The sequence below is a fragment of the Opitutaceae bacterium TAV5 genome (assembly GCA_000242935.3).
Taxonomy (GTDB): domain Bacteria; phylum Verrucomicrobiota; class Verrucomicrobiia; order Opitutales; family Opitutaceae; genus Geminisphaera.
On record CP007053.1, the window covers coordinates 2,573,580 to 2,586,916 of the forward strand.

At 62.8% G+C, this 13,337-nt stretch carries 10 protein-coding genes; 8 read left to right on the forward strand and 2 right to left on the reverse strand.

Annotation, left to right across the window (positions count from 1 at the left end; genetic code table 11):
* The first annotated feature begins 24 nt into the window (after positions 1-24).
* From OPIT5_11285 to OPIT5_11305, 5 genes are all read left to right on the forward strand, one after another.
* The gene (locus OPIT5_11285) at positions 25-369 is read left to right on the forward strand and encodes a glutaredoxin (GenBank protein AHF90694.1); all 345 of its coding nucleotides are present in this window, start codon (positions 25-27) and stop codon (positions 367-369) included.
* A 61-nt stretch (positions 370-430) separates the two neighbouring features.
* On the forward strand, positions 431-592 hold the full coding sequence (locus OPIT5_11290; protein AHF90695.1) for a hypothetical protein: 162 nt from the start codon (positions 431-433) through the stop codon (positions 590-592).
* A gap of 109 nt (positions 593-701) precedes the next feature.
* Positions 702-5,459 (forward strand): glutamate synthase, encoded by a 4,758-nt coding sequence (locus OPIT5_11295; protein ID AHF90696.1) that lies wholly within the window; start codon positions 702-704, stop codon positions 5,457-5,459.
* 75 nt (positions 5,460-5,534) lie between these two features.
* Positions 5,535-6,290 carry a DNA topoisomerase gene (locus OPIT5_11300; GenBank protein ID AHF90697.1) on the forward strand — a complete coding sequence of 252 codons (756 nt, stop codon included), beginning with the start codon at positions 5,535-5,537 and terminating at the stop codon, positions 6,288-6,290.
* A 47-nt stretch (positions 6,291-6,337) separates the two neighbouring features.
* Positions 6,338-7,834 carry a glutamate synthase subunit beta gene (locus tag OPIT5_11305; GenBank protein ID AHF90698.1) on the forward strand — a complete coding sequence of 499 codons (1,497 nt, stop codon included), beginning with the start codon at positions 6,338-6,340 and terminating at the stop codon, positions 7,832-7,834.
* 158 nt (positions 7,835-7,992) lie between these two features.
* Here the strand turns inward: OPIT5_11305 and OPIT5_11310 are convergent, their stop codons facing one another.
* Complete coding sequence (locus OPIT5_11310) at positions 7,993-9,381, reverse strand: hypothetical protein (protein ID AHF90699.1); 1,389 nt, start codon at positions 9,379-9,381, stop codon at positions 7,993-7,995.
* 181 nt (positions 9,382-9,562) lie between these two features.
* Entirely contained in the window at positions 9,563-9,814 is a 252-nt protein-coding gene (locus tag OPIT5_11315; GenBank protein ID AHF90700.1) for a DNA-binding protein, read from the reverse strand.
* Between the two features lie 320 nt (positions 9,815-10,134).
* Here OPIT5_11315 and OPIT5_11320 point away from each other — a divergent pair, with 320 nt between their 5' ends.
* Genes OPIT5_11320 through OPIT5_11330 form a run of 3 tightly spaced genes read left to right on the forward strand, consistent with a single transcriptional unit; the run spans position 10,135 to position 13,319 of the window.
* Positions 10,135-10,800 carry an N-terminal cleavage protein gene (locus tag OPIT5_11320; protein ID AHF90701.1) on the forward strand — a complete coding sequence of 222 codons (666 nt, stop codon included), beginning with the start codon at positions 10,135-10,137 and terminating at the stop codon, positions 10,798-10,800.
* Positions 10,801-10,830: 30 nt separating this feature from the next.
* Positions 10,831-12,678: an anchor protein gene (locus OPIT5_11325; GenBank protein AHF90702.1), complete on the forward strand. Its 1,848-nt coding sequence runs from the start codon at positions 10,831-10,833 to the stop codon at positions 12,676-12,678.
* Positions 12,679-12,707: 29 nt separating this feature from the next.
* Complete coding sequence (locus OPIT5_11330) at positions 12,708-13,319, forward strand: carbohydrate-binding protein (protein ID AHF90703.1); 612 nt, start codon at positions 12,708-12,710, stop codon at positions 13,317-13,319.
* The last annotated feature ends 18 nt before the right edge of the window (positions 13,320-13,337 follow it).

The following is a 13,337-nucleotide window of genomic DNA, read 5'->3' on the forward strand; positions in this document are numbered from 1 at the left end:
TCCACTTCGACATATAGTCATCGCATGAAGATCAAAGCCTATCTCAAGCCGCACTGCGGTTGGTCCAATGGCGTCCGCGCCATCATGCGCAAGTATGGACTCGAATATGAGGACATCGACATCATCAACAGCCGCGAAAACTACGCGGAGATGGTGCAGAAATCCGGCCAGCCCCTCTCGCCCTGCGTCGAGGTTGACGGTGTCATGCTGGCCGACGTCTCCGGCGAGGAAGTCGAAAACTACCTGCTTTCCAACGATCTCGTAAAACCGGGCGACAGCGCCGCCGCCCCCGACGTGCCGCTCAATGCCGGCTGTTCCGACGAGGAACACGCCCGAATGGCCACCACCAAAACCATCCGCTTTTTCTGAAGCCCTCCTCCCTCTCCCTTTCGCCAGCCCGCGCCGGGCACCCTCTCGCCCTTCCCTCCGCATGAACTTCTTCTACCTGAACCAGACGCCCGATGCCGATCCGCCACCCGGACGCGGCCACGCGCTCCTCTGTTTTCACCGGATCTTTCCCGTCACCGAGCCGATCTCTTGCGAGATCGGCTTTTTTTGGCCCCTGCGAAGCATGATTAATAGCCCCGGTTAAAAATTCTTTTCGTTCCGGCCCGCACCGTCTCCCGGTGTCCTCGCCGCCGGAACCCGATCCCTCCGACCCGGTGCGACCAACACCGCTCCTCCCTCACCCGATTCCCTCCCTGCCACCTTTTCCCGTGAAGACCCAGTTGACCGACCACACCGCCTCCGCCGCTGCGTGCGCTCCCTCCATCGCGTCCGCATCGCCTGCCGCCCACACGAGCCCGCACGCTCCCGCCGCCTGCGCCGCTGCGTCCGACGTCGCGCGTCCGGCGTCCTCCCTGCGTCCCGGCAAACAGGGTCTCTATGATCCCTGGTTCGAGCATGACGCCTGCGGCGTCGGTTTCGTCGTGGACATGAAGGGTCGCGCCACCCACCGCATCGTCGAGCAGGGTCTCGAGGTCCTCGAAAAACTCGATCACCGCGGCGCCACCGGCGCGGAAACCAACACCGGCGATGGCGCCGGCATGCTCCTGCAAATCCCCCACGAGTTCCTCGTCCGCGTCTGCAAGTCCGTCAGCATCACGCTCCCCGGCCGCGGCCACTACGGCACCGGCCTCGTCTTCCTGCCGCGCAACCCCACGCAACGCCGCCGGCTGGAAGACCACCTCGCCCAGATCATCCGCAGCGAAGGCCAGATCTTCCTCGGCTGGCGCACCGTCCCCACCAACAACGCCATGCTGGGCGACACCGCCAAGTCCTGCGAACCCTTCATCCGCCAGATCTTCATCGGCCGTTCGCCCAAGGTCACCGACGAGCTCGCCTTCGAGCGTAAGCTCTACGTCATCCGCAAGCGCGCCACGCACGAAGTCGTCAGCGAGGGGCTCGGCGGCGCCGACATGTGGTACCAGCCCAGCCTCTCCTCGCGCACCATCGTGTACAAGGGCATGCTCCTCACCACGCAGCTCAACGAGTACTTCCTCGACCTGCGCGAGCCCGACTTCAAGACCGCCATCGCGCTCGTCCACTCGCGTTTCTCGACCAACACTTTCCCGAGCTGGGACCGCGCCCACCCGTATCGCTACGTCGCGCACAACGGCGAAATCAACACCCTGCGCGGCAACGTCAACTGGATGCACGCCCGCCAGGCGCTCTTCAACAGCGACCTCTTCGGCGACGACATCAAGAAAATCCTCCCCGTCATCAACCCCAACGGCAGCGACTCGGCCATGTTCGACAACACCCTCGAACTCCTCCACCTCGCCGGCCGCTCCCTCCCGCACGCCGCCATGATGATGATCCCGGAGCCCTGGTCCAACCACAAGACCATGGAGCCTGCCCGGCGCGCCTTCTACCAGTACCACGCCTGCCTCATGGAGCCCTGGGACGGCCCCGCCGCCATCGTCTTCACCGACGGCAAGCTCATCGGCACCATCCTCGACCGCAACGGCCTCCGCCCCGCCCGCTACTACATCACCAAGGACGACCTCGTCGTCCTCGCTTCCGAGGCCGGCGTGCTCGACGGCATCCCCGCTTCCGAAATCGCCACCAAGGGCCGTCTCCAGCCCGGCCGTATGTTTCTCGTGGATACGCTCAAGGGCTGCATCCTCGACGACGAGCAGGTGAAGGACCAGCTCGCCGCCGAGTATCCCTACCAGCAGTGGCTGAAGGACTACCTCGTCCACCTCAACGACCTCCCCGCCGCGCCCGACCTGCCCGAGCCCGATCCCGAAACGCTCAAGCAACGCCAGCTCGCCTTCGGCTACACCTACGAGGACGAGCGCGTGGTCCTCTCGCCCATGGCCCGCGACGGCGTCGAAGGCGTCGGCTCCATGGGCAACGACACCCCGCTCGCCGTTCTCTCCGAAAAATCGCGCCTCCTCTACGACTACTTCAAGCAACTCTTCGCCCAGGTCACCAACCCGCCCATCGACTGTATCCGCGAGGAAATCATCACTTCCGCCGAGACGCGCCTCGGCACCGAGGGCAACCTCCTCAATCCGCAGCCCTCCGCCTGCCGCCGTGTCGAGATCGACTGGCCCGTCCTCACCAACGACGAACTCGCCAAGATCCGCCGCATGCAGCTTCCCGGCCTCAAGGTCGCCACGCTCCCGATCCTCTTCCGTGTTTCCCGCGGCGAGAAAGGGCTCAGCAAGGCCATGGAAGACCTCTTCGAGCAGGCCCACCGCCTCATCACCGAGGAGGAAGCCAGCGTCCTCATCCTCAGCGACCGCGGCGTCAACAAGGACAACGCCCCCATCCCCGCGCTCCTCGCCGTCGCCGGCCTCCACCACTACCTCATCCGCGAAGGACTCCGCACCCAGGCCAGCCTCGTCATCGAGACCGGCGAGGCCCGTCAGGTGCACCACTTCGCGCTCCTCATCGGCTACGGCGTCAGCGCCGTCAACCCGTACCTCGCCTTCGAGACCATCGACGACCTCATCCACCAGGAGCTCCTGCCCGGCCTCGACCACAAGACCGCCTGCAAGAACTTCGTGAAGGCCGCCTCCAAGGGCGTCGTCAAGGTCATGTCCAAGATGGGCATCTCCGCCATCCAGAGCTACCGCGGCGCGCAGGTCTTCGAGGCCGTCGGCCTCAGTCAGGAAGTCATCGACCTTTATTTCACCTGGACGCCCTCGCGCATCGGCGGCATCGGCCTCGACACCGTGGCCGAGGAAGTGCTCATCCGCCACCGCGCCGCCTTCGATCCGCGCGGCCCGGTCGCCACGCGCGACCCCGCCCTGCCCGCCGGCGGCCAGTTCAAGTGGCGCGATTCCGGCGAGTTCCACCTCTTCAATCCGGAATCCATCCACGCCCTGCAAAAATCCGTCCGCACCGGCGACTACGGCGTATTCAGAACCTACACACGCCTCATCGACGACCAGTCGAAAAACCTCTGCACCCTGCGCGGCCTGCTCGAGTTCAAGCCCTCCGAATCCGTCCCGATCGAGGAAGTCGAGCCTGTCGAATCGATCGTCCGCCGTTTCAAGACCGGGGCCATGTCCTACGGCTCCATCTCGAAGGAGGCGCACGAAACCCTCGCCATTGCCATGAACCGCCTCGGCGGCAAGTCCAACACCGGCGAAGGCGGCGAAGACCCCGAGCGTTTCCTCCCGCTGCCCGACGGCGATTCGAAAAATTCCGCCATCAAGCAGGTCGCCTCCGGCCGCTTCGGCGTTACCAGCGAATACCTCGTCAGCGCCCGTGAAATCCAGATCAAGATGGCGCAGGGCGCCAAGCCCGGCGAAGGCGGCCAGCTCCCCGGAGCCAAGGTCTATCCCTGGGTCGCGCGCACCCGCCACACCACCGCCGGCGTCGGCCTCATCTCGCCCCCGCCGCACCACGACATCTACTCGATCGAGGACCTCGCCGAGCTCATCCACGACCTGAAAAACGCCAACCGCGCTGCCCGCATCAGCGTCAAGCTCGTGGCCGAAGTCGGCGTCGGCACCATCGCCGCCGGCGTCTCCAAAGCCCACGCCGACGTCGTGCTCATCTCCGGCCACGACGGCGGCACCGGCGCCTCCCCGCTCAACTCCATCTGGCACGCCGGCCTGCCCTGGGAGCTCGGCCTCGCCGAGACGCACCAGACCCTCGTCCTCAACAACCTCCGCAGCCGTATCGCCGTCGAGACCGACGGCCAGCTCAAGACCGGCCGCGACGTCGTCATCGCCGCCCTGCTCGGCGCCGAGGAGTTCGGTTTCGCCACCACCGCGCTCGTCTCCACCGGCTGCATCATGATGCGCGCCTGCCAGCTCAACACCTGCCCCGCCGGCGTCGCCACCCAGGACCCGCGCCTGCGCAAGCAGTTCACCGGCAAACCCGAGCACGTCGTCAACTTCATGACTTTCATCGCGCAGGAAGTCCGCGAACTCATGGCGCAGCTCGGCTTCCGCACCGTCGAGGAAATGGTCGGCCGCGTCGACCGCCTCGAAGCCCGCCAGGCCGTCGAACACTGGAAGGCAAAGGGACTCGACTTCTCCAACATCCTCTATGTGCCCGACTCCGGCCCCGAAGTCGGCCGCCATTGCCAGATCCCGCAGGATCACGGCCTCGAAAAATCGCTCGACGTGACGACCCTCCTCGACATCTGCAAACCCGCGATCGAGAAGGGCGAGAAAGTCGTCGCCGAGATACCCGTGCGCAACATCAACCGCGTCGTCGGCACCATCACCGGCAGCGAAGTCACGCGCAAGTGGGGCGCCAAAGGCCTGCCCGACGACACCATCGACATCCGCTTCAACGGCTCCGCCGGCCAGAGCTTCGGCGCCTTCCTTCCCCGCGGCGTCACCTTCCGCCTCCACGGCGACGCCAACGACTACGTAGGAAAAGGCCTTTCCGGCGGACGCATCATCATTCGCCCGCCCGCCGACGCCACCTTCGACCCGTCGAGCAACATCATCGCCGGCAACGTCGCGCTCTACGGCGCCACCTCCGGCGAACTCTTTGTCGGCGGCATGGCCGGCGAACGCTTCTGCGTGCGCAATTCCGGCGCCACCGCCGTGGTCGAGGCGGTGGGTGATCACGGCCTCGAATACATGACCGGCGGCCGCGTCGTCATCCTCGGCCCCACCGGCCGCAACCTCGCCGCCGGCATGTCGGGCGGCGTCGCCTGGGTCTTCGACGAAGATGATTCGCTCTCCGGCAACATCAACGCCGGCATGATCAGCATCGAGAAAGTCGATACAGACACCGAGGCCGCCGAACTCCGCGACCTCATCGAGCGCCACGCCACCTTCACCGGCAGCGCCCTTGCCCGTCGCATCCTCGACAACTGGAGCGCCACGCTACCCAAATTCGTCAAGATCATGCCCAAGGACTACAAGCGCATGCTCGAACGCATCGAGGAAGCCAAATCCCAGGGCCTCACCGGCGACGACGCCATCATGGCCGCCTTCGACGCCAACGCCCGCGACCTCAGCCGTGTCGGCGGCAATTAACCGTCCCCTCTGAATCGACTTAAGTCGCCTTCCATCGACTTAAGTCGGAAACCACCACCACGTCTCCCCCCTCATATGCATTTCGAACCATCCGGCGGTTATCGGACGCTCGACTCGTGGGTACTGGCGAGCATCGCCCAATTTGCGACCCACCGGTTTTGCGAAAAATTCCTTGACCGCCGCCGGGATCCCACGGGCCGCCAGTATGACCAGATGACGCAGGCTGCCCGCTCCGGCAAAGTGAACCTCGTCGAAGGCTCTGCCCGCTCGGCGACCTCCAGGGAAACCGAGATGAAGCTTACCGACGTTGCCCGCGCCAGCCTCGCCGAACTCATGAGCGACTACGAAGACTGGCTCCTGCGCCACAGCCAGGTTCCCTGGCACCGGGATTCCCCCGAAGCCAGGGAAGTCTTTGCCGTGCGTCTCGACCGCCCGAACTACGGCAACGACTTCATCCATGACTCCTGCAAACACATCCTTGAGCAGCAGAAAAAATTTTCGAAATGGCTGGAGTCCGACAACCCCGGCGTAGTTGCCAACGCCCAGATAATCATTCTTACCCGGGCCATACGCACCATCATGCGCCAACTCGAAACGCAGGGTGAAAAATTTGCCGAGACCGGCGGTTTCCGCGAAAAACTGACCGCCGTTCGCGTAGCCGCCCGAGCCCGGCAGGAGGCCGCGCCTCCCTGTCCCGACTGCGGCAGCCCCATGCACCGGCGCAAAGCCAAAACCGGCCCCAATGCCGGCAAGGAATTCTGGGGCTGCACCGCCTACCCCGCCTGCAAAGCCATCCTCAACATCCCCATTCCCCCTCCGCCCTCGGCTTAAGTCAAAAAACCATTACTCTCAACCACCACCACCAGCCACACACCATCATGGGCAAACCAACCGGCTTCCTCGAATACATGCGGGAACTCCCCGTCGATCGCTCTCCCCTCGACCGCCTCAACGACTGGTCCGAGTTTCATCTCCACATGGACGAGAAGAAACTCCGCAACCAGGGCGCGCGGTGCATGGATTGCGGCGTCCCCTTCTGCCATACCGGCCGCCTCATCAGCGGCATGGCGGCGGGCTGCCCCATCCACAACCTCATCCCCGAGTTCAACGACCTCGTTTATCGCGGACTCTGGCAGCAGGCTTATGAGCGTCTGGGCAAGACCAACAACTTTCCCGAGTTCACCGGCCGCGTCTGTCCCGCGCCCTGCGAAGGCTCCTGCGTGCTCGGCATCCACAACCCGCCCGTCGCGATCAAGAACAACGAATACTCGATCATCGAGCGCGCCTGGGACGAAGGCTGGGTGATCCCGCAGGAACCCCGCACGCGCACCGGGAAAAAAGTCGCCGTCATCGGCTCCGGCCCCTCCGGGCTTGCCGCCGCCGCGCAGCTCAACGCCGCCGGCCACACCGTCACCGTTTACGAGCGCGCCGACCGTCCGGGCGGGCTCCTCATGTACGGCATCCCCAACATGAAACTCGACAAGCGCGACGTCGTCCTCCGCCGCATCGAATTCATGAAGCAGGAGGGTGTCGCCTTCATCTGTAATTCCGAAGTGGGTACAACCGTCGACGCGCACGAACTGCTCTCCGCCCACGATGCCGTCGTGGTGTGCACCGGTTCCACGCAGCCCCGCGACCTGCCCGTCGAGGGCCGCCAGCTCGGCGGCGTCCATTTCGCGATGGATTTTCTCACGGCCAGCACCAGGGCGCTCCTTGCCTCGCCTGCCGGCTCATCTCCGGCCGTGTCCGCCATCACCGCCCACGACAAGGATGTCGTCGTCATCGGCGGCGGTGATACCGGCACCGATTGCGTCGGTACCTCGCTCCGGCAGGGCTGCCGCTCCGTCACGCAGATCGAGATCATGCCCAAACCGCCGCTCGAACGCCAGCCCGGCAACCCCTGGCCCGAATGGCCCAAAATTTACAAGATGGACTACGGCCAGGAGGAAGCCGCGGCCAAACAGGGCGCCGACCCGCGCGTCTACCTCACCACCGTGAAAAAATTCATCGGCGATGCCGATGGCCGTATCCGTGAACTCGTGACGGTGCAGATCAGGTGGGACAAGAACGAAAAGGGCCAGTTTGTGCCTGTCGAGCAGCCCGGCACCGAAAAGACGCTCCCGGCGCAACTCGTCCTTCTGGCGATGGGTTTCCTCGGTCCCGAGCAGCCGCTCCTGAAAAAGCTCGGTCTGGTGACCGACGCGCGCAGCAACATCAAGGCCGACCACAACGTGCACACGACGAGCAACCCGAAGGTTTTTGCCGCCGGCGACTGCCGCCGCGGCCAGAGCCTGGTGGTGTGGGCGATCAACGAAGGCCGCGCCGCCGCCCGCGAATGCGACCGCTTCCTCATGGGCGCCACGCAACTCCCATAGTAGAATGGGACATCATTGTGATGTCAGCGGCGAAGGAGCCGGAGGAAACGGGTCCGGGGAGTGTATTTTCCCCGGCCCTGAAAAAACCGGTTCAAATAAAGCCATCCCCATTCCCTGCCTGCAGGCCAAACTCACCGCCCCATCCTTGGAATGGGGCGTCAGCGCGACGGCGCCTCCGTCATCAATCTGACGACCAGGGATCGCGTGAAAGTCGGCAAGGCGATGCCTGCGTTCCCGTTCAGTCCCTGCCGGTCTGCCCATCCGCAATCGCGCCACGGATCATAAAACTCGACCAACCCCGACGTGGCGAAATCGGATAGGAGGCATAAATGCTCGCCCGCAACCGGCACGGCGTCCCGGCCAGCCTCCAGTTCGCTGCTCCAGTCGCACCGGCGATCTCGTAGCCAAATCAAGGATACGTCCTTTCCGTGCAACGCATACACCCGCAACCGCGGCGTCTCCCAAAACACCGGCTCCGCGCCTTCCGCAACCGGATCGAACCCCGCGATAGCGCGGGCGAAACGCCCGAAATGCCACCAAAGCTGATGCCGCGCCACATACACATCCCAATGCCACGCCTGCCCGCAGCCCGCCGCTCCGGCAAAAAACGGCGCGAAAAGCACATCGTGCAAAATGATCCCCTCGTGATCCCGTTCGTAGAGATTCGACGGCCCTGCGTGATGTGCCTCCACCGCGCCTCCTTCCGCCAGCAACACTGGACAAGTCACCCCGCCCGCCTCGGTCCTCCATTCGCATAACGTGCGCACCGCGTCAGCTACCAGCACATCGACCGGCCCGCGGCACACCTCCCACTCCGCGCCCGGATCAAGATACCGGTGAACCTGCGCCACATCATTGCCCGGCAACCCGCACAACCAGCGATACGCTGGCTCCGCGTACCCACCACAAAAACTCCCCAGACTCTGGAGCGTGATACAACGCGGAAAACGCCTCCGCAACTCCGGCAGCATCTGCTCCGTCCACACCTCCCAGCCATGACCCTGCGCGGCGTTGATCTCGTTCCACAACTCCCACGCCATCACCGCCGGGTGTCCCGCGAATCGTTCCGCGAGCCAATCGAGTTTTTCCAAATAAAACGCCTGCGCCTCCGTCCCGCGCCAAAACGCATCCATCGATTCCACTGGCCCTCCCTTGGAACAGTGATACTGGCCGCGCTCGAACCGCGCCGCCCCCGGAAAGATTTCCGCGACAGGCGCTGTTTCCAGACTGCGGAAATGCTCCAGTGTGACCTTGGTTCGCAGTCCCAGCGACCATGCTAGGTCAAGCACCCGGCCAAGCCGCTCCGCCGCCGTTTCGTCAAACTCGCCGGCCCGGTCCGGCTCCACGTCGAAAAATGGATGTCCCAGCCAGAGACGAAAAAAGTTACCCCCGTTTGCCGCCAGTTCGTGCAACCATTCCCCGTAACATACCAGTCCCTCCTCCGCGTTTTTAGCAAAACGTGGAAAACTCAAATTGAGCCCCACCGGAACAAACGTCGTGCCGTCATCAAATTCCAGATACCGTCCATGCCGCGCGCTGACCCGCACCGCCTGTGTAACCTGTCCGCCTTCGCCACCGGCGGAGCCGGGCGAAAGCGTCGCAGCCCTCGCCAGTTTCGTTACGGACCGTGGAGGGGAAAAAATATCGGAAAGTTGAATACACGGCATAAGACAGGCCAGCGTAACCCCCGCCAGCTTGCTGGCAACATTTCCGGCCTGCAAGATTGCCTCAAAAATTGCCGGAGCGAGTTTCGATGCGCGGATTGCGTGCGGTGACCGCGCGAACCAATTCTGCCGGAGTCATGCCCAAGCCTTTCGCCAGTTGGAATACGATGTAGAGGCTGGGCTCCCTGGCCGCCCGTTCCAATAACCCCACGGAATTCAGATGCACGCCCGACCGCTCGGCCAATTGCTCTTGGGTCAAGTCGCGCTCGGTTCGGAGCGTCCTCAGTGTCGTTGCGAATGCCTGGGCAAATTGCATCCGACAAACCTACCCGTCAGACACAACCGTGTTTACACACAGAAGGGTTTATTTTGATTGATGCTATACACACAATCGTGTGCCTTACCGTTCTGTTCTTCACCGCATCTCCCATCTTATGGAACCAGCGTCCATCATCCCCTCCGTTCATATCCGCACCATTGGTGCGCGCAAAAACAGCCGGAAAACACAAACAAACGCCGATAGATTAACTGGCGAAGGGAGGCACCAAGGACAGCCTGGTGACTGCATCCGGATTCACCGCCACAACTTGCCCCCCCTTCCTCCACCACCTTCTCAATCCTTGTGAACGCACGCCTATGAGAAACCCAAAACACACCGCCTTTACCCTGATCGAATTACTCACCGTGATTGCCATCATCGGCATCCTTGCCGCGATCATCATCCCCGTGACCGGCAAAGTCCGCTCCTCCGCCGCCAACGCCCAGTGCAAAACCGCCCTGCGCAACTACGGAGTGGCGATCCAGATGTATGTCAACGACAACAGGGATAAACTCCCCGGTCCCTGCTACGGATTCGTCAAACGCGATATGTTACTCGAATCCCAGAAACACCTTTTTGGATACATCGCTCCTTACATCAGCCTGCAAAGTGCCATCGGGAAACTCCCCGACAATTACCTCTGTTCCCTCCTCTTGAAGAAAGCCGTAAAACCTGCGGAGCCAAACATCGCTGTTTATAAGTTGGCGGGCAAGGTCAAGACGGGTCCGGACAAAGACGACAGAAGCTGGCCCATGGGTTACCCGACATCGGAAACCACCACCGACCCTGTCCGCACTTACGGTTTTGTCGCCGGTTATAACACCCCTTCCCAAACCAAAGCGCTCCATGACGTTGATTATGAGAACGGCGTCGACGACACCAAACGCGACGCCCTCCCCCTCAAGCCCGTTCACGGCAACCATCGCAACGTCCTCTTCTTCGACTGGCACGTCGGCACCGAACCCGTGACCCCCAGCCCCTGATTTTCTCTCTCTCTCAACTTCCCATCATCCATGAAAAACACAACCCGCGCTAACCTCTGTATCGTTCTATTCCTCGCGGCGACACTTTCAGCCGCCGCCCAGACCACCTACAACTGGTCGGGAAACACTGACAACCTCTGGTCCACCGCCACCAACTGGACCCCCACCGACTCCCCAACCGGCCCCGCTGCGAACGACACTGCTGCGCTCGGTGACGCCACCGCCAACCGCACCCTCATCTACGACGCCGCGGCCCCCGGCACACTCGGCACACTCACCTACGCGCAGACCTCCGCAGCCACCAACACGCTTGAAGTCCGCCGCACCCTCACGCTCACCAACGCGCTCAACATCTCCGCCGCGGACACCGCACACGCCCGCCTCTTCATCAACACCGCTCCGACTGCCGGGGACAACTTTGCCGCCATCACCAGTGCCAGCATTCCCGTGCTCACCGCCACAGCCGGCACCACGCTCGGCAACGGCGGCATCCTCGAATTCGGACGTAAAACATCCACCGACAACAATTCCATCACCTACCTGAGCGGCCCGCTCACCCTTGACGGCGGCACCCTTGCCATGCAACTCGCCGTCAGATCATCAGCCACCACCCTCACCAGCTTCATCTATTCCATCAACGGAAACGTCACGATGAACTCCGGCGCACTCGTAATCGGTTCGGCCAACACCAACATCGACGCCACCTATACCACGACGATAGCCGACACCCGCCTTCGCATCATGGACAACTTCATTGCCAATGGCGGCTCCATTCAAACCAACGGCAACAACATCAACGGACTCACACTTGCCGGTTCCGAAAACAAAATTGGCACTGCCGTTACCATCTCAGGCAACCTCGGCGTCGTCCTCCAAAGCTCGGCAAACCCAAACCAAAGCCTCGAAAACAACAAAACAATCTCCTCCCTCACCCTTCGCGGTTCGAACAACGCCATCAAAACACTCTCCGGTAACGGCTCTATCGGTAACCTCAACTTCTGGGCCGACAACAACCAGTCCCTCACCCTGAAACTCGACGACAATCTCACCGTCACCACCGAACTCAAACGCTCCAGCGGCACCGGCGCCACTCTCACGCTCGACACCAACACGCACATCCTCGACACCTCTGCCGGCACCCTCAACCTTGCCAACGCCACCTGGAACATCACTGGCAACGGTACCCTCAAAGCCAAAGCCTTCAACCTCTCCGCCGCGACAGCCACCAACGTCGAAGGCACCACCACCCTCCTTGCCACCACCGCAGGCGGAACCAACAACCTCGGCGGCACCGGCACGATCTCCGCCAACTCCACCTTCCTCTATGCCGACACCACGGACGGAGCCGCCGCCACACTCGAATCCAACCGTGCCATCGGTTCCCTCAACGTCCAGAGCGGCACACTGAAACTCGCAGGCACCGCCAACATCGCCGCCACCAGTGTCACCGTGCAAGCCGGGGCCACCCTTGATCTCACCACACGCGCCTTCATCAGCGACGCGCTCACCCTCTCCTGCAACGGCGCCGCCACCGGACGTATTTTAACCTCCGATACAACATTTGCCGCCATCGGGGCTCTCACGCTCCAACTCGACGCCGCGCTTGCCACCGACGCCGTGACCTTCTTCGACGGACTCACGCTTACTGGAGACGGTTTTGATTCTGTCACCTTGGCCGGCATTTACGGAACCATCGCCCTGTCCCAAAACGACAACATTTGGAGCGGTCTTTCCGCCGATGCGCTCAACACCTTTACGTTCTCCCAACTTACCGGTGAACTCACCATCACCTCCGTTCCCGAACCTGCCACGGTTGGCACACTTGCAGCCCTCGCCACGCTCGCGGTCGCCCTCGTCCATCGCCGCCGCGCAGCCTGAACCTCCCTCCCCCCCCCGACGCACATCACATGAAAACCAAAGAACCATTCGCCCTGTATTTCATTTCCACGCTCCTGCTTGGCATGCTTCCCGTCGCCGCGCAGAGCACCCAAAACCTGATTGCCAACGGCGACTTTGAACAAGGGAAACAAAACTGGAACCTCTTCGCGCCCGGCGACGCCAAAGCCGCCGGGGCCATATTTGAACTCGCCGACAGCGGCGCGCACACCGGCCAAATCGCCGCGAAAATCAGCTCCACGCAATTTGCCCGCTACGGCATCGGCACACGCGGTGTGCGCGTCGCCCCCGGCGAACGCTACCGCTTCTCCCTCTGGATAAAAGCCGCCCCGGACGCACAGGCAAAAATCGGCACCAGCGGTTTTCTCGCGCGACTTACACTTCAAGACGGAAACACCGCAACGCCGGACGACTGTTTTTATCTCCTTGCCGACGGCAGCACCGTTCGCGCTGCCCTGCCGCCTCCTCAAACCGGAAAGCCCGTCTCGCTCCCGCAAGAATGGACGAAACTGGAAACCACCCTGCAAATTCCAGAAGGCGCAAATTTCCTTATCCTCAATCTTTTCGCCTGGCAAGCCAGCGGCTCGATCCTGATCGATGACGTAATCCTCGAACGCGAATAAACGCTCTCGACCTCCCCC